Source organism: Streptomyces sp. NPDC093071, from assembly GCF_044754545.1.
In the GTDB taxonomy this organism is placed as follows: domain Bacteria; phylum Actinomycetota; class Actinomycetes; order Streptomycetales; family Streptomycetaceae; genus Streptomyces.
Map to the genome: position 1 here is coordinate 1 of NZ_JBIVPH010000013.1, position 16088 is coordinate 16088.

Annotated in this window: 14 protein-coding genes and 2 pseudogenes; 6 read left to right on the top strand and 10 right to left on the bottom strand. The window is 70.2% G+C overall.

The genetic code is table 11. The features are described from left to right. Together ACIQD7_RS31145 and ACIQD7_RS31150 are read left to right on the top strand one after the other, a co-directional pair. Nucleotides 1-298: pseudogene (locus ACIQD7_RS31145) on the top strand (hypothetical protein); the annotation flags it as partial. Nucleotides 299-720: 422 nt separating this feature from the next. Then, nucleotides 721-1089 (top strand): transposase, encoded by a 369-nt coding sequence (locus ACIQD7_RS31150; protein WP_402446055.1) that lies wholly within the window; start codon nucleotides 721-723, stop codon nucleotides 1087-1089. 131 nt (nucleotides 1090-1220) lie between these two features. On the opposite strand, the gene ACIQD7_RS31155 is transcribed toward ACIQD7_RS31150, so the two are convergent. The 4 genes from ACIQD7_RS31155 to ACIQD7_RS31170 form a co-directional block, all read right to left on the bottom strand. Then, nucleotides 1221-1694: a hypothetical protein gene (locus ACIQD7_RS31155; RefSeq protein ID WP_402446057.1), complete on the bottom strand. Its 474-nt coding sequence runs from the start codon at nucleotides 1692-1694 to the stop codon at nucleotides 1221-1223. A 212-nt stretch (nucleotides 1695-1906) separates the two neighbouring features. Then, entirely contained in the window at nucleotides 1907-4213 is a 2307-nt protein-coding gene (locus tag ACIQD7_RS31160) for an FG-GAP repeat domain-containing protein (RefSeq protein ID WP_402446060.1), read from the bottom strand. Nucleotides 4214-4513: 300 nt separating this feature from the next. Beyond that, nucleotides 4514-4834, bottom strand: coding sequence for a hypothetical protein (locus tag ACIQD7_RS31165; RefSeq protein WP_402446063.1), 321 nt, complete (start codon nucleotides 4832-4834; stop codon nucleotides 4514-4516). A 230-nt stretch (nucleotides 4835-5064) separates the two neighbouring features. Beyond that, the gene (locus ACIQD7_RS31170; RefSeq protein ID WP_402446066.1) at nucleotides 5065-5556 is read right to left on the bottom strand and encodes a hypothetical protein; all 492 of its coding nucleotides are present in this window, start codon (nucleotides 5554-5556) and stop codon (nucleotides 5065-5067) included. Nucleotides 5557-6163: 607 nt separating this feature from the next. Here ACIQD7_RS31170 and ACIQD7_RS31175 point away from each other — a divergent pair. After that, nucleotides 6164-6889, top strand: coding sequence for a dienelactone hydrolase family protein (locus tag ACIQD7_RS31175; RefSeq protein WP_402446068.1), 726 nt, complete (start codon nucleotides 6164-6166; stop codon nucleotides 6887-6889). 284 nt (nucleotides 6890-7173) lie between these two features. After that, nucleotides 7174-7605: a hypothetical protein gene (locus ACIQD7_RS31180; RefSeq protein ID WP_402446070.1), complete on the top strand. Its 432-nt coding sequence runs from the start codon at nucleotides 7174-7176 to the stop codon at nucleotides 7603-7605. Nucleotides 7606-8272: 667 nt separating this feature from the next. Here ACIQD7_RS31180 and ACIQD7_RS31185 read toward each other — a convergent pair. Beyond that, nucleotides 8273-8575 carry a hypothetical protein gene (locus ACIQD7_RS31185; RefSeq protein ID WP_402446073.1) on the bottom strand — a complete coding sequence of 101 codons (303 nt, stop codon included), beginning with the start codon at nucleotides 8573-8575 and terminating at the stop codon, nucleotides 8273-8275. 356 nt (nucleotides 8576-8931) lie between these two features. On the opposite strand from ACIQD7_RS31185, the pseudogene ACIQD7_RS31190 reads away from it, so the two are divergent. Then, a pseudogene (locus tag ACIQD7_RS31190) lies at nucleotides 8932-9387 on the top strand (transposase family protein); the annotation flags it as partial. Nucleotides 9388-9765: 378 nt separating this feature from the next. On the opposite strand, the gene ACIQD7_RS31195 reads toward ACIQD7_RS31190, so the two are convergent. The 4 genes from ACIQD7_RS31195 to ACIQD7_RS31210 all read right to left on the bottom strand — a co-directional run bounded on the left by ACIQD7_RS31195 (nucleotide 9766) and on the right by ACIQD7_RS31210 (nucleotide 13905). Beyond that, nucleotides 9766-12000: an FG-GAP-like repeat-containing protein gene (locus ACIQD7_RS31195; protein WP_402446076.1), complete on the bottom strand. Its 2235-nt coding sequence runs from the start codon at nucleotides 11998-12000 to the stop codon at nucleotides 9766-9768. Nucleotides 12001-12183: 183 nt separating this feature from the next. Next, complete coding sequence (locus tag ACIQD7_RS31200; RefSeq protein WP_402446077.1) at nucleotides 12184-12411, bottom strand: hypothetical protein; 228 nt, start codon at nucleotides 12409-12411, stop codon at nucleotides 12184-12186. Between the two features lie 229 nt (nucleotides 12412-12640). Next, nucleotides 12641-12772, bottom strand: coding sequence for a hypothetical protein (locus ACIQD7_RS31205; RefSeq protein WP_402446079.1), 132 nt, complete (start codon nucleotides 12770-12772; stop codon nucleotides 12641-12643). A gap of 200 nt (nucleotides 12773-12972) precedes the next feature. Further along, complete coding sequence (locus tag ACIQD7_RS31210; protein ID WP_402446081.1) at nucleotides 12973-13905, bottom strand: aldo/keto reductase; 933 nt, start codon at nucleotides 13903-13905, stop codon at nucleotides 12973-12975. Nucleotides 13906-14027: 122 nt separating this feature from the next. Between ACIQD7_RS31210 and ACIQD7_RS31215 the strand changes: the two genes are divergently transcribed. Beyond that, nucleotides 14028-14987, top strand: coding sequence for a DUF5937 family protein (locus ACIQD7_RS31215; RefSeq protein ID WP_402446375.1), 960 nt, complete (start codon nucleotides 14028-14030; stop codon nucleotides 14985-14987). 146 nt (nucleotides 14988-15133) lie between these two features. Here ACIQD7_RS31215 and ACIQD7_RS31220 read toward each other — a convergent pair whose 3' ends face one another. Further along, nucleotides 15134-15505 carry a DUF402 domain-containing protein gene (locus ACIQD7_RS31220; protein WP_402446084.1) on the bottom strand — a complete coding sequence of 124 codons (372 nt, stop codon included), beginning with the start codon at nucleotides 15503-15505 and terminating at the stop codon, nucleotides 15134-15136. Between the last annotated feature and the right edge of the window lie 583 nt (nucleotides 15506-16088).

The following is a 16088-nucleotide window of genomic DNA, read 5'->3' on the forward strand; positions in this document are numbered from 1 at the left end:
AGCGGCACCGGCCCGTACACCTGCCGGAGCATCCGGAACGATGACGGCGAATGCACAGGAAATCCCAGATGACGACACCTTCCTGGCCGGTGAAGAGGTTCGGCCGGGGGTTTACCGCACTGCCGGACCCACCGATGACGCCACAGGCTGCTACTGGGCGCGTCTGAAGGGCACCACGGGCGATTCCAGCGAGATCATCGCCAACAGCTCCGGCAAAGGACCGATCACCGTCACCGTCCTCGCCGGCGACAAGGCCTTCCAGACCTCCGGCTGCCAGGCCTGGAAGCCTCTCCCGTGAGCCCATGCACAAGGAGCCGCACCGCGGGTCCCCCCCTCGGTGCGGGGACGCTGTTGGCGAATTCCAGGCCTGAACGTGACGTCGGTTTTCATGACCCGTTGCGGTCGTGAAGGTCGACGTTGTTTTGGGGAGGGTGTCGGTGTCTTTGCATGCCAGAAAGATCGTCGGGGTTCCGGAGGAGATGGCCCGGCCGGCGCTGGTGTCGGCCATGCAGTTCGTCGAGGGATGGTCGGACCGGCAGACCGCTGACGCGGTGGGCGGGCGGGACGCCCTACGACACCGACGCGCGAGGCAACGTGAAACGCGGCACCTTCTGGGACGGCTAGAAGGTTCACCTCAGCGAAACCTGCGAGCCGGACCGGCACCTGGACGGCGGAGGCTTCTCCCAGGCCGACTTCACCATCGACTGGGACAACCAACGGGTGACCTGCCCCAACGGCATCACCACCAGGAACCGGTGGGAGGACCGCTCCCCGTACGGGGCGGCAGTGGTCCGGGCACGGTTCCCGACGGCTGCCTGCCGGCCCTGCAAGGCACGAGACCAGTGCACCTGCTCCCACGATAGATCGGACATAGGCCGCTGGATCACCCTCCGCCGGCAAGCTGAGCAGGAGGTGATCCAGCAGACACGGCCCCAGGGAAACACCCCGGAGCGGAAGGAGCAGTACGCACACCGGGTCGGTGTCGAAGGACGGTCTCCCAGGGAGTACGAGTTTTCGACCTGCGGCGATGCCGGTATCACGGCCTACCCGAGGCCCAGCTGCGACACCAGCTCACCGCGACCGCGATGAACTTCCACCGCCTCAGCGCATGGCCGACCGACGCCCCAAGAGCCCGGACCCGTATATCCCGTCTTGCAACTCTTCCGGCCTGCCCGTCAGACGCGGCAGGACTGCGTCCACCAGGGGCCGGGGGGTGGCCATCAGTCCCACGAGTTGAAGAGCGTTGCGCCAAGGGTCTCCGGCCGCCAGTGCTTGATCTGACGCCACTCCGTCACAGACAGAGCAGAGGTGTCCGACTCCGCCAGCGGCGACAGGAGCTGTGCCGCGCTCAAGACGACAAAGCCGAGGTCGGTGAGGGCGGTGGTCCACGTGGGAGGCTCCTGGAACTCGTCGGTGTACCAGTAGCGCCGGTCTCCGACAAAGGCGATCAGCGGGTGGTGAGCGTGGAACAGCGCGATGTGCGCGCCGTCCCGATCGCTGATCGTGGCGCTGTGGAAGTTCTGCGGGTACTCCTGCTCCGTGAAGTCCTCGACCTGTCCGCCCGCAGCCCGGGCCGCGGCATACCAGGCGGCACGGCATGTCCGGGGATCGGTACTCGGCAGGGGCGGGTCACGCCGATCACGGAACCCGGTCACGCCCGGCTCCAAGCGGAAGGCGACTTCCGAGTCCTCCACGTTCACCCCTCCGAGCAGCCGTTCAACTTGGTGGCACAAGCCTAGTGATCACCAACCTCCGTCGACACAGGACATTTGCCAAAAATGTCGTGAGGGTGCCAGGGGGGCATGGACGGTACGGGTGGCGATTACCGGTCACAGGCTTTGGAGGAGTCACCCGGGACCGCTCTGGGCAGCGCGAACCGGTGGACTCGGCAGCGGATGGCCGGGGGTCAGAACACCATGTTGTAGGGGCTGTTCGGTGCGGCACCCAGGACCGGGCCGGCCGTCCGGGCCTTGAAGGGGGCCTTCCAGTCGCCCGTACCGGCGTAGAAGTACGAGGTGTTCCCCGTGTCGCGGGCGTACAGGTCGGGCCTGCCGTCGCCGTTGGCGTCACCGATGCCGACGATGTCGGTGTACGGGCCCCAGCCGCCGCCGATCGGCGTCCGGGGGGCGAAGGTGCCGTCCCCCTTGCCGAGGTACAGCCACAGTTTCCCGTCCTTGTCGCGGGCGATGAGGTCGCCGGCCGGTTCGCCGCCGATGTTCCCGGTGGCGGTGATCTGGTTGTAGATCCCCCAGCCGTGGCCGATCTTCTCGCGCGGGGCGAACGGAGCGGAGGCGGTACCGGTGGACTCGTACAGGTACAGGTCGCCGGCCTTGTCGACGGCGACGAGGTCGGGCGTCCCGTCACCGGTGAGGTCGCTGCCGCCGGTCAGCTCCGTGTACGTGTTCCAGCCGCCGCCGACCTTCCGCCGGGGCGTGAGCGCCTCGCTGGAGAGCGGCCCGGCACCGTAGTGGATCCAGAGTACGCCGCTCTTGTCGCGGGTGACGAAGTCGCCCGCTTCACCACCCGTGTTGCCGATGGACTCGATCCGGTCGTAGTCGGCCCAGCCGACCCCGGCCCGCTTGCGCGGTGCGGCGGCCGTCAGGGTCTTCGCGGACGTGTCGTAGGCGGTGTCGATCTGCCACACGTCGCCCTCGGCGTCCCGGGCGAGCAGGTCGGGGGTGTGGTTGTCGTTGAGGTCGTGGGGGTCGGCCGTGTGCTTGGCGTGGAACTCGCCGGAGGCGTTCAGGTCGGGACCGATGCCGTTCTGCGGGACGGCCCGGAACGACCAGTCGTAGACACCGTTGTACGCGGCCCTGCCCAGCTTGGACTTCGCGGCGATCTCCGCCCAGGACAGGCCGAAGGTCCGGTCGTCGTAGGTGTAGGCGCCGGCGGACTCGCGGTAGAGGTGCATCGTGAGCTCGAAGGTCTCGCCGGACCTCCGGTGGGTCAGCTTGAGGTGCACGTCGGCGTTGACCCGGGACATCCGCCACTTCAGGTGGATCTTGGCGGGGTCGTCGTCGAGGTCGAGCGCGTGGAGGTCGGTTCCGAGGTAGGTCAGCTCGGTCGGCCGCCCGTTGGAGGCGACGAGTTCGGCGGTCGGCCTGCCGTCCTCGCCGGGGGCGATCCGGTAGAGGCCCTCGCCCTTCCCGACGAGGCCGCCGCGCACCAGCAGGGTCCCGTCGGGAGCGGGCACGGCGTCGGTCATGTGGTCGAGGAGCCTGATCGTCTCGTCCGTGGTCGCGGACCTGGCCGTGAGCGCCTGGATCACGTCGACCGGCGGGGAGTCCATGTCCCGGTCGAGCCCGATCGGCGTGCCGTACGTGACCCAGGTGCCCAGCACGCCGACGTTGGTTCCGCCGTCGAGCTGCTTCCCCACGGCGACGCGCCGTACCTTCTCGGTGATCCGGTCGGCGATGGCCAGGGTCACGGCGGAGCCGGTGCCCTCCGACCAGGCCGCGTGCGTGTCGGAGAGGCCGTGGGTGCTGCCGGGGAGGCTGCTCTCCAGGACGGAGTGGGCCGGACCGGCCGTGGCGGTGGCCACGTCCACGATGGTCAGCCGGGGGTCGAGAACGGTCTCGGAGCGAGCGACGACGTCGACCAGCGCGGCCCCGGAGCGGGAGGCCTGGACAGAGCCGATGAGCGCGCCTTCGGGCAGGCCGGACACTTTCCGGGCGGACTGCGCGTCACCCGTCGCGTCGAGAAGCAGCAGTTCCTTGGCGCCGTCCTCGTTCGTTCCCGTGGCGAAGAGCGTGTCGCCGACGAGGCCCGCGAACCGGTAGTCGGCGCCGAGCTCGGTGAAGTCGACGTCGACGGGGGCGGCGCCCGTGGTCATGTTCCGCAGCGTGATGTGCTGGGACCGGTCGTTCCACCGGCCCTCCTCGGACGTCATGACGATGTCCGAGGTCTCCGTGAAGAAGACCTCGGCGCGCGTCGATCCCGTCGCGGGCAGCGTGATCGTCGTGCCGTCCGCGTACGCCGTCCAGCGGAGCTGGTGGGTGTCGCCGACGAGGGCCCGGTTCAGGAAGCCGGCCCGGCCGGCACCGAGGAGGACACCTCCGGGATCGGCGATCGGGGCCGCCGCCTCGGCCACCGCCTTGAAGGAGGCGGGGGCCGCCGTCGCCGGAGCGGCGAGGAGCCCCGCTCCGAGGGTGATCGCGAGGACTGTGGTGACGGCGGTGGTGAGACGACGTCGGCTGGCGCGTGCTGCGTTCAAGAGATCCCCCATGAGATGCGAAACAACGCGCAAACATGCGCGCGTTGTTCGATCAGACTCTTGATCGGCACCACAGGTTGCAGGGAAGGGGGCAACTTCTTTGCTGATCGTTTCAGAATGAGGTTCGTAGGCGTCGCAAGCAGATGACGTGCAGGCGTTTGAGCTGGTGGAGCCGGACGAAGGCCCGTTCCGCGGCCCATGGGGTCTTGCCCAGGTCGGAGCCGTGTTCCGTGAGCGATCAATCCGACAGTCACATGATCCGCCGGGCGGAACCCAAGCACGTTCTCGCGGTCGTGTTCCTCACTTCTCGGTGGCGGGACGGATGATCCAGCGCGTGCCGACCAGGACGAGCCCCACGACAACCAGGGCTGTGCCGACGGTCATCTGCGTCTCCCCGGTGTCCACCTGCTCCCGGGCGGCCGTGTACGCGGCGTCCTGGTCACTGTCGAAGCCGAGTACGTCGCCCCACGCGGATGCGGAGTTCATGTCGGCTCGGTTGGTGCCGGTGACTTTGTTGTCGTCACCGACGAGCCACAGGATGCCACCGAGGAGAGTGAGGGCGAGTCCGGCGAAGGTGGCGATGAGGCGGGCGCGTCTGGGGTTGCGGGCAGTGGCAGCCATGGGGATCCTCACTTCTCAGCGGTGCGGTCGGCGGTGTTGCGGTCGTGCAGCAGGTTCATGGATACGCCTCATTCGCACAGCACGGGCCCCGGCCGTTCGCCTTGGCACTCTCCCACCGCAGGAGCAGTGCTGACCCTCGTAGACGTGACAACGAACGGAGTACGGGCCGTTAGCAGGCGATTGTCGTCGGCGATGACCTTGGTGCATCAAGAAGTTCATCGCCGCGTCCCTCAGGCTTCGGTGACGAAGTAGATGGCCCGGTGCTCGTCGATCTTCTCCAGCAGGCCGCTGTCCGCCAGCCGCCGGTACACCTCGCGAATGTACTTCTCGGAGGGGTGATACCCGGCGTCCCGCAGGGTCTGCATGCCGCGGCTCGGGTCCCAGGTGCCGCCGAGTGCGCGAAGGGACTTCTCCAGCGACTCCCGCTGACTGCTCTCCGCCTTCTGCACCTTGGCCATGTGATTGCGGATGCTGCCGGGGGCGCCCTTGTAGTCGCAGTGGTCGCACTTCTTCCAGGCGCCGGCCTTGACGGCTGCGTCAGTGATGGAGTTGTCGGGTCCGTAGCCCTTCTCCTTGAGGAGTTCGGCGACGGAGCCGTTGTGGTGGACGGCAAGGTAGGCGGCTTCGGCGATCTTGTCGTGGCCGGCGGCGAAGGTGCGGCCGTAGCCGGTCTCCTTGCCGCATCCGCAGTAGCAACGATCGGTGGTTGCGTTTTCTGTCATGGCGTCAAGTTAGCCAACCAAGCCATGCCCGACAATGCTTGGGAATCTTTGGATTCCAAGGAGTGGTGAAGGCGGGTGTGCCCCGCACGCCTGGACCATTCCTTCCACAGGATCCGCTCTCCCGGAGAAGCGCATAACGTGTGCCGTAGGCGGGACGGGGACCATCCCCGTGCAGGCAGGGAGCGGCGGCGTGGTGAGCAGATTCCGGAACGCTCGCCCTCACGAGGTGCGGCCCGCAGGCGGGCGTACCCCGTCCGGCCGCCGACCGGGACGGGCGGATCAGACCGGGGCCGAGGAGGACAGGACCGGACGGCCGATGTGGTGGCGCTCGATGTCGACGCCGTACGCCCGGTCCCAAGCCTCCCGGAGTCGCGGCCGAAGGCGCATCCGTGGACGCTCGTACGGCGTGGGGTACGCCCCGACGGAAGAATCTGCAGGTTCACCTCCAGCACCGTGGCCGGGGGAGGCGGTCCGAAACCGCTGCCACGGAAAGACGGCTTGCGGCGGAGCGTGAGCCGTCGCCGTATGTCAGAGGAACAGCCGCGCTGTTCCGCCGGCGGCAGAACAGCGGCCCGATCGGAGTCGACGATCACTACAGTCCGGTCGCATGACGACGATTACGACGCGCACGGTCGAGTACCCGGCCGACGGTCTGACGATGATCGGGCACCTCGCGCTCCCGGCCGGAGTCGATCGCCGACCCGCGGTACTGCTCGGGCCGGAGGGCATGGGGCTCAGCGACGTCGAGCGCCGCCGGGCCGATGCTCTGGCCGAGCTGGGATACGTAGCGCTGGCCTTCGACCTTCACGGCGGGCGATATGTGGCCGATCCCGAGGAGATGCTGGCCCGTTGTCTGCCGCTGCTCGCCGCCCCCGACCGGATGCGGGGCATCGGTCATGCGGCGCTCGACGTGTTGCGCGCCGAGCCGCGGACCGACCCTGCCCGGATCGCCGCCGTCGGCTACGGCACCGGGGGCGCCGTCGCGCTGGAACTCGGGCGCGACGGCGTCGACCTGCGTGCGATCGGGACGGTCAACGGACTGACCACGGGCCGACCGGGTGAGGCGGCGCGCATCCGCTGCCCGGTGTGGGCCGGGGTCGGGTCGGAAGACCCGATCATGCCGGCCGCGCGACGGCACGCGTTCACCGCCGAGATGCAGGCCGCGGGCGTCGACTGGCGCCTCGTGGTCTACGGCGGCGCCTTGCACGCCTTCCACCACCCGCCGGTCGACCACCCCGTGGTCCCCGGCGTCGGCTACCACCCACGGCACGCGCAGCGAGCCTGGCACGACGTCGTCGACCTGCTCGCCGAGTGCCTGACCGTAACGGAATGATCTGGTCGGCAGCCGTGATTCCGGGCCGCGGGCCAGGTCGTCGACCGCCACCGGCTCCGGTGGTCGTGCCCTCGACGCGGTCAGCGGCCGGCGGGGTCCGTGGGGAGGTGCAGATACGGGACGGTCGCCGGGGTCCGCACCCAGGTCGTGGAAGGCATTACTCCTGGCGGGGTCGAGGAACTCTTCGAGGGCGGCTGGTTCGCCGAGGGGCACGAAGGCGTTGCATCATTCATCAACTGCGAGTGGGAATCGCTGCTCTCGGACCGGCCCTTGGAGGGGTTCTGATGATCAGAAGAATCGGCTTTGCGGTCGCGGCGGCATCACTCATGCTGCTCGTCGGCTGCAGCAGCTCGCAGGACACCGCCGACGCACCGCGTTCCGGCACGCCGGCCGGAGCACAGTCGTCCACCGCCGTGGACGACGACAACGGCACAGTCGAGTGCGCCGACCGGCCCGGACCGGCTGATGCGGACAAGCAGTACGGCGAAGGTGTTTACCGCGTCCCCGAAGACATGTGTCCCGGCACCTACTCCACGCTCGGCGCGGTCGACGCCTCCGCGGGCCGATGCAGTATCGACAACGACTCGACCCACCCGGACGCCAAGGTGAAGGCGCGCTACGTCCCGGCAGGCGAGATGGCCACCTTCGAGGTCGAGCTCGTGGACGAGCAGATCAAGATCTCCGGAAACTGCGAACCCTGGCTCCGCGTCGAGTAGTCGTCCGGCGCGTACGGCACCGTGAAGCGGCGCCCGACTCCGATAGTCGACCTCTGGCTTCGACAGCACCGGTTTTCGCCAGGGCTGGTGAAACCAGCCACTCTCAGTGGACAGCCGGAAAAGGTCGACTGATCCATCCCCGCGCAGGCGGGGAGCAGTCCATCGGAGCGGGTCGTACAGCGCCCGCTCGCCGGGCGCCGTCCCAACGAGCTCGTGCACGGTAGGGAGTTTCCTCCGGATCATCTGATCGAGCGATCTGCGTCCGCGGACGCAGGATGGCCCGGCGTCCGCCTCAGTACCGCTTCTCGTCGGCCGGGAAGGGCGCGGGAGAGCTCTCTTCGCGTCGAACCGAATCCGTGCCCACGGTGAACGACCTGAAGTACTCGCGCAGCTTCATGACGGCTATCGGAACCCCTGCCTGAACCCCACCCAAGACAGCACACAAGATCAGAGACCTCGGCTCCTCCGTGAACCGACCACCGATCCACCAGAACGTGGTCACGGCCAGCCACAGTGCACCCCACAGAAGAGGCGCCGGGGCCCTTCTCAACCCATCATGCATGAACGGAGGTTACCGGCCAGACGCACTTCCTTCGCCACCCTGACCAGGCCAGTGACGTGATCCGAAGGAAACGGTCCGGCCCGAGGGCTGTCCCGCAATAGCCGCTCATAGCTCCGGGAACGGCGGGATGCAGTCCATCTCCTGCAAAAACTTCCGAGCAGGCGTCGCTTCCTCTGGCCGTACGGAGGAGGCGACGCCCTCGATGACTGACCGGCCCGCGTACACAACTGTCCTTGCTTCTGCCTCCCAGCCGGGCTGCTGCTGGAAGCTCGCATCGTGCTTGCGGTCCTGCGCTGCCGCAGCGGCGGAATGCCACTGGTCGGCCCGGCAGATGCTTCCCAGCAGGTCTGGCAACTCGGCCTTGCAGGCCACGTGCGGGGACCCGAGCAGTTCAAGAAGGAACGGCACCGTGGGAGCTGTCGCCTCGCCAACGACGAACCCCAGAGCACAGATGGCATCGCCCAGGTCGTCGATGGCGATGCGGGCCGTGTCCTCATCCCCGTATGCGATCCGGGACAGCAGAGGGGGAACACCGTCGGCTGTGGCGCCCGTCGCGTCGCGTAGTTCGCCCAGCGGACCCCGGAAACGCCCTTCAACAGACTTCCCACGCCCTGCTCCTCATCAGATCGTCGTGCCGGTCCTGGCAGTGCTTTGAGCATGGTGCAGCTATGAGTGAGGCCCTGACCATGCGGCCCGTGACGGGGGGTGCTGCAGGACCCCGGCTTGGCGTCATGATCTTGCTGTGACTGAAGTGATCACCGCGTCGGCCGTGGAGGTTGCCGCTGGAGGACGGAGTGCTGCTGTTCACGACGTACTGGCGGACAAGCTTGACGTTGCGCCGGCTTGCCCCGCTCTTCGGAGTATCGAAGTCCGCGACCGACCGCGTCATCAGACACCTCGGCCCCTTGCTCGTGCTCCGGCCGCGCAAGCGGTTCCGCAAGAACACTGTGCTGATCGTGGACGGAACCCTGACCCCCACACACGACCACACGGTGGCCGAGCAGTCGAAGAACTATCGATACTCCACGAATCGCCAATTCGTCATAGACGCCGGCACCCGCATCGTCGTGGTGGTCGGCCAACGCCTGTCCGGCAATCGCAATGGTTGCAAGGCATAGGAACTGTCCGACGCCAAACCCGCAGTCGGCCGCACCACTGTGGTCGCTGACTGGGGCTACCGGGGCACCGGTCTGGTCATCCCGCACCGTCGCGAGCGCGGGTAGAGCGAACCGCCCGCCGCGAATGTCCAGCAGGAGGCCGTCCAGCGGAACGCCGACGCGCTCGGCGTAGGCCTGGTTCGGCTTCGGATCGGGTCGATCAGCTTCCCGGCCGCCGCTCGGTGCGGCGGAGGACGTGGGTCCTGCCGGTCCGGGGCGCTTCCTGGTCCCGACGGCGCTCCGTGGTTCTGGGCGTCGTACGCGAGGGTGAGCAGGGATGGGTACCGTCCTGCGGCTTCAGCGGCTCGCCGAACGGCGCCGCGGGCGCCTGGAGGGATGCTGCGTGGCTACGGGCTGCTGCCCGCCCGTAGCCACGCTCGCGAGGGCCCGGGGCGTCGGGAACCGCGCGGTCGGCGAGACGGTCCGGGTGGTTGTACTCCGTCAGTGGAGCTGGTGGTCGCTCCACAGTGAGCCGGTGTGCTGCCGGGGGGCGAACGGTGTCGCCCACTGGCCCGTGCCCCGGTGGAGGAGAAGGGCGGTCTGCGGGGAGTCGGCGGCCGGATTGCCGTCCACTTCCTCTCCTACGACGTCGTTGCGGCCGTCGCCGTCCACGTCGCCGACTGCGAGGATCTGCTGGTAGTGCTGCCAGCCGCCGCCGATGCGGGTGCGGGCGGCGAAGGTGCCGTCGCCCCTGCCGAGGTAGAGCCAGAGGACGCCGTCCTTGTCGCGGGCGACGAGGTCTCCGGCGGCGGCGCCCGCGAGGTCGCCGGTGGCCGTGATCTGGTTGTAGACCTGCCAGCCGCCGCCGATCTTCACGCGCGGCTTGAAGGGGGCCGTGGCGCTGCCGGTGCCGCGGTAGAGCCACAGGACGCCGGAGCGGTCGGTGGCCAGGAGGTCATTACGGCCGTCGCCGGTCAGGTCGGAGCCGCCGGTGAGCTTGTCGTACACCTGCCAGCCCCCGCCGATCCGGGTGCGCGGCGCGAAGGGCGCCTTGTGGGTGCCCTTGCCCGCGTAGAACCAGAGCACGCCGGAGCGGTCGCGCGCGACGAGGTCGGCGTCGCGGGTGCCGGCGAGGTCCCCGGTGGGGGTGATGCGGTCGTAGATGTTCCAGCCGCCGCCGATCTGTGCCTCGTACGGCTGCTGGAAGGGCTTCAGGCTCCGCAGCTGCCGGAGATCGTACGCGCCGAGGTGGCCGGACTCCGTGCGGGAGAGCACGTCCGGCGAGCCGTTGCCGTCGAAGTCGTGCGGGCGGGGCGCACGGGTCAGCGTGAAGGCGCCCTGGCGCTCGACGGCCGGGCCGACGCCGTTGGCGGGCTCGGCGCGCATCGTCCAGGTGTAGGCGCCGTTGTGGGCCGGCAGGCCGTCGTCGTACAGGCCGTTCCAGTCGAGCGGGAAGGTGGTCGCTCCCTCGCCGGGCGTCTTGCCGGTGATCTTCACGGTCCGGCCGGATGCCGTGTGCCTCAGCGTCAGGGAGGTCTTGGCGTTGGGGCGGCTGAGCGTCCAGCCGGCCGGCAGTCTGCCGCCCGCGCGGTCGAAGTCGACGGCGCCGGTCGGCGGCAGGGTCTGCGTCAGCGCGGTGAGGGCGGTCGGCTGTCCGGAGGAGCGGACGAGGGTCGCGGCGGGTCTTCCGGTGTCGGCGTCCAGGGCGATCCGGTACAGGCCCTCGCCCTGGGCGAGGGTGCCGCCGACGGCGAGCAGGCCGCCGTCGGCGTCGGGGGCGAGGGACGTGGCGTGGTCCAGGAGCGGGAACGCCGCGCCGGTCTTCACCGAGCGGACGGTGACCTGGTGGAAGCCGTTCGGGGAGAGCGCGGTGCCGCCGCCCGGCTTGGTGTGCGCGATCCAGTCGCCGAGGGTGTGGAGGACGGCGCCGGTCGCGGTGCCCGGGGAGTCCAGCGGCACCGGCTGGGCCTGGTTCGTGCCTCTGGGGGCGACGACCAGCCTCTTGTCCGGGGAGGAGGCGTTCTCCAGCCAGATCGCGTGGGTCGGGGTCACGGTGACGGACTCGACGGAGGTCGTGTACGCGAGGGCGTACGACTCGACGACCTCGCCGGTGGCCACGTCCACCACGCCGAGCCGGCGCGAGGCGGTATCCGGCGAGCGGAGGATCACCGCGAAGGTGCCGGGGCCGGTGGCGTAGTCCCGCCAGGAGTCCCAGCCCTCCGGCAGGGGCACCGTCCGGGAGACGACCTCGCCGTCTTCCAGGGAGACCAGGTGGTGCCGGTCCACGCCGTCCACCCGGCCCGACATCACCAGCGTGGTGCCGACAACCTGCCGGAGCGTGTACCCGGCGGCCGAGGCGCCGAGCACGGAGGTGTCGATCACGACCGGCTTCGCCGCCCCGCCCATGTCGGTGAGCGTGTACACCGCCCCGGCCCGGGAGACGACGAGGTCGGTGCCCGGGCTGCCCCAGGAGGTCCCGGCGGGGAGCGTCGTCGTGACGCCGTCGGCGTACCGCGTCCACCGGTGGACGATGCCCGTTCCCGTGCCCGTACGGGTGAACATGCCGGTCCTGCCCGCGCTGACGACCTCCGAGCCGGCGGGAACGGTCAGCGGCGGGGCCACCTCAGCGGGCGCGGGCGCGGGCGTTCCCGGGGGCGCCGCGAACGCCGGGGCGGTCAGGCCGCCGCCCGTCACGGCAAGGACGAGAGCGACGGTGGTGGCGAGCGTACGGTTCAACGGAGTGTGCCTCCCTGGCAGTGGCGGGGTGTGACGGGGTACGACACGCCACAGCCGCATGACTCGTGAGGCGCCAGGGGGGTTGTATGCCGGGTCGGAGAACTTTGCAGTCTGTCAGGTCCGGGGTTTCTTCATCGCCTGTACGGCCGGGCGGTTCCCGTCGTCGGCCCCCGGTGCCGTCGGTCAGCCGAAGTCGAGCGTCTCCTGGGCGAAACCGGGCGGAGCCGGAGTCGGGCGGGGCGGAGGCGGCGTGCCGTCCTGATGGGCGGCCGTCCAGCGTTTGACTAGGTCGTCCTTCCAGCCCTTGGGAGGGGGCCAGGGGACGCCCCAGGCGGTGAGCTGGTCGCGCTTCCAGCCGCCTGCGGGCGTGCGGGCGGCCTCGATCTCCTCCGGTGAGGGCAGGACGGTCATCTCTGCTCGCTCCTCGTCGTCGACGACATGGTGGCCTTCAGTGTTCCAGGGCGGGCGCCGGTGGCCACGGACAGCGGCTCCGGCCGGCGGGGGTCGGGGCCCCTTCCCGTCCGGGGCAGAGGCGGGCGGCGGGACGGAGCGCGGCGCGCAGGTCGGTGATCTGCTGGTCGCGGATGCCGGGGGCGGGGTCGGGCGGGATCTCCGCGGGTGGGTGTCCCTTGGTCGTTGGTCAGGTGATGCGGGTGGTCGGAGTGGTGGTGTTGTCCGCGTACCGGTTCCGCTGCGCGCGAGCACAGTGGACGGCGTCGCCGAGCAGGCGCTCGGCGGCCTCGCGCGGATCGCCGGACAGGTGGCCGGCCACGTTCCCCGTGAGGTTCGCAGACGCTGTCGGAGGTGAGCAGCAGTAGCTCCGGCCGTGCCCGGGCCGCGCGGCTGCCCAATCGCCGGGTGGTTCCAGCGGCGTTCGGTCTCCTCGTCGTCGTGGGCTCCCCCGGGGCAGACGGTCGGGGCCCACCGACAGGCGGACGGTTGTCCCTGCTCTGTCGGAACCGGTCCCTCGTCTTATCGAGGTTCGGGCGGATCCGTCACGCTGCCGTGGTGGACCGCGTCGAGGCGGGCGAGTTCGGTGGTGGTGAGGCGTAGGGCGCCGGCGGCGATGTTGGCCTGTAGATGGGACGGGTCACCCGTGCCGGGGATGGCCAGGACGTGGGGGCCCTGGTGGAGTGTCCAGGCGATGCGGATCTGTGCGGGCGTCACGCCGTGCGCCCGGGCCACCGCTCGTACCTCCTCGTGCTCGTCTCCGGTCGCCCCGGCCTGTCGGCCATTGGCGGCGAGGGCGTAGAACGGCACGAAGGCGACGCCCAGTTCGCCACAGTGCCGTACGAAGGCCTCCTGGTCGGGGCGGACGCCGATGCCGTACATGTTCTGCACGCACACCACCGGCGCGATCTCCCGGGCCTCGGCGAGGTGCTCGGGGGTGACGTTCGACAGTCCCAGGTGCCGGATCAGTCCCGCCTGGCGCAGTTCGGCCAGGACGCCGAACCGCTCGGCCACCGGGGCGGTTCCGACGACCCGGAGGTTCACCAGGTCCAGGTGGTCGCGGCCGAGCTGGCGCAGGTTCTCCTCGACCAGGCCCCGGAGTTCGCGTGGTCCGGCGTGCGGGAGCCAGGCGCCGGACGGGTCGCGGGGCTGCCCGACCTTGGTCGCGATGACGAGGTCGTCCGGGTAGGGCGCCAGGGCCCGGTTGATCAGCTCGTTCGCGGAGCGCAGCGGGGAGAAGTAGAAAGCGGCGGTGTCTATGTGGTTGACGCCGAGTTCCACGGCGCGACGCAGGACGCCGAGCGCCTGGTCGCGGTCGCGCGGGACGGCGCCGGGTACGAGGGCCTCGCCGGTCTGCGGCAGCCGCATCGCGCCGAAGCCGATCCGGCGGACGGTGAGGTCGCCCAGCGTCCACGTGCCCGCCGCGGCGGCGGTGTCGATCTCCGAGTCGTTCATGGGGGAAGGATCTTCGGACGATACGCTCGGTGCCATCGATTCGCGCATACCTGAATTCTCGAACCGGACGGCGGACGGACACGGTGGCGGACCTTTCGTTCTCGACGGACGACCTGGCGCGGATGCGGTTCTGCGTCTCGCCGATGTGGCAGGTGGGGACGAGCTTTCGGCTCCTGCGCTCCGGGGCCGCCGACCCGCTGCACCGCCGCTGGCTGGATCAGGTGCGCCCTCGGGTCACGGCCGCCGGGCTCGACCGCGGATGGCTGTCGGATCTGATCCCGCCCGGCGCCGGGTACGTCCCGGACTTCCTGAACCCCGCGCCGCCCGGCCCGGCTCCGACACTCGCCGAGGAACTCGTGGCCGTCGCGGCGACCACGCCCGAGCGGGTGCGGCGGGACCTGGAGCGCCTGCGCCGTCACGAGGGCCGGCTCACCGGCCGCCTCCACACGCTCCACGGCGATCCTCGGCGCGGGCTGGAACAGCTGGCGGAGGAGGTCGAGGCGTACTGGGAGCTGGCCCTCGCGCCGTACTGGAGCCGTGTCAGGACGCTGCTCGACGCCGATGTCCGTCACCGGGCCCGGCAAGCCGCCGAGCGCGGAGCCGGACATCTCTTCAACGAGCTTCACCCCCTGGCCAGTTGGCACGAGGACGTGCTGCGTCTGGTCCACCGCCGGCCGCGCACCTTCACCCGGGCGGCCGCGGGCGGCGGACTGGTGCTGGTCCCGTGCGCCTTCAAAGGCCCGGGCCTGTCGACCCTCGTCGCGCCTGCGCAACCGCCCCAGCTCGCCTACCGCGCCCGCGGCATCGGGACCCTGTGGGAACCCCGGCCCGCCACCGGCACCGCGGCCCTGGCGGCCGTACTGGGCCGCACCCGCACCCTCCTCCTGGCCGAGCTGGACGCACCGGCCACCACCACCGAACTGGCCGCCCGCACCGGCGCCTCCATGGCCGCCGTCTCCCAGAACCTCACCGCCCTGCGCGACGCCGGCCTCGTCACCGCCCACCGCACCGGCCGCACCGTCCTGTACGCCCGGACCGAAACCGGCGAGGCCCTTCTCACCCCGCTCGCTCCCGCTTCCTGATACCTGGCCTTGAAACCCCGGCTGTTTTCCCGGCTCCGGGTAGGGCCGCTCGTTTCCCTGGAAAGCCTGGATGATCAGGGCTACACCGTCGTCGACCTCCTCGGTCCGCCAGCCGTGGATGCCCAGCAGACCGTCCAGCGGGCCGCCTACGACGGTACGACTCCCTCCGTGGCCGCCGTGGGCCGTGGCAGACGTGGCGTCGGCCAGGTCGGTTTCCACGCCCAGCGGGCCAGGTCGGGCGTGATGACCAGGTCCACCGCGAGGTCGAGGGTGTCGAAGCCGGTCTGGCCGCGGCGGGTGGGGTGTTCGAAGTTGACGTACCAGTTCCGCGGCCGGCGCCCGCCTTCGTTGTCGGAGACGAAGAACGCGTTGATGCTGAACCAGGCCGTAGGCGGTCTCCTGCCACACCGCGTCCGCCAGCTCCCACTCCCCCGTCGCCAGCGCCTCGAACGCCTCCGCACGCAGCGAACGGTCCCCCTCGTCACGGGCCCTGGCGTACAGGGCGGGCCAGCGGGCATCCGCCCCGGGCGCACACGCGGTCACCAGTGCCTCGTCGGTGTCCGCGAGGACCCTGAGTGCCTGCTCGCTCCACACCCGGCCCGTGCGGTGCACATCGCGCCGTACGACCGTCTCGCCCGCCTCGAAGCCGCGCACCGCGTCCTCCTTCACCAGTCCCGGCCGGGACGTCCGACCGAGCTTGTCCACCTCAACGCGCCCCGGCCGGGACAGGCAGGCCTCCGTACGGGGTGGTTCGGGTTCCTCGGGCTGCACTTGCCGTCCTTGGGCCCGTCCCCGCGCGAGCAGAGAACGGCCGCGCCGCCGGACGGGGTCGTTCGGCAGGCCGGGTCCATCCCCGCGGGCACGAGGAACAGAATTGCCGAGTCCTCTTCGGTATGCGGTCGGGATCCGCCCCGGAGAGCGCGGGGGCCAGAGCGACGATCACATCCCATAGGTGCGCCGACAGTTCTGCTCCCGGTCTACGCCCCGTGCGAGGAGTCCAGTCGGGGAACGCCCTGGCGGCGCGACCATCGCCTCGTGGGCAACCCGGCAAATCAACCACGCCAGGCAGGCATCCGCTGTCAAGATGGTCGGGAGGACGAG

Excerpts from the sequence above, each read along its gene's own strand:
- ACIQD7_RS31165 (WP_402446063.1), bottom strand. The coding sequence starts at position 4,834 with ATGGCTGCCACTGCCCGCAACCCCAGACGCGCCCGCCTCATCGCCACC.
- ACIQD7_RS31170 (WP_402446066.1), bottom strand. The coding sequence starts at position 5,556 with ATGACAGAAAACGCAACCACCGATCGTTGCTACTGCGGATGCGGCAAG.
- ACIQD7_RS31175 (WP_402446068.1), top strand. The coding sequence starts at position 6,164 with ATGACGACGATTACGACGCGCACGGTCGAGTACCCGGCCGACGGTCTG.
- ACIQD7_RS31180 (WP_402446070.1), top strand. The coding sequence starts at position 7,174 with ATGATCAGAAGAATCGGCTTTGCGGTCGCGGCGGCATCACTCATGCTG.
- ACIQD7_RS31200 (WP_402446077.1), bottom strand. The coding sequence starts at position 12,411 with ATGACCGTCCTGCCCTCACCGGAGGAGATCGAGGCCGCCCGCACGCCC.
- ACIQD7_RS31210 (WP_402446081.1), bottom strand. The coding sequence starts at position 13,905 with ATGAACGACTCGGAGATCGACACCGCCGCCGCGGCGGGCACGTGGACG.
- ACIQD7_RS31215 (WP_402446375.1), top strand. The coding sequence starts at position 14,028 with ATGCGGTTCTGCGTCTCGCCGATGTGGCAGGTGGGGACGAGCTTTCGG.
- ACIQD7_RS31220 (WP_402446084.1), bottom strand. The coding sequence starts at position 15,505 with ATGCCCGCTGGCCCGCCCTGTACGCCAGGGCCCGTGACGAGGGGGACC.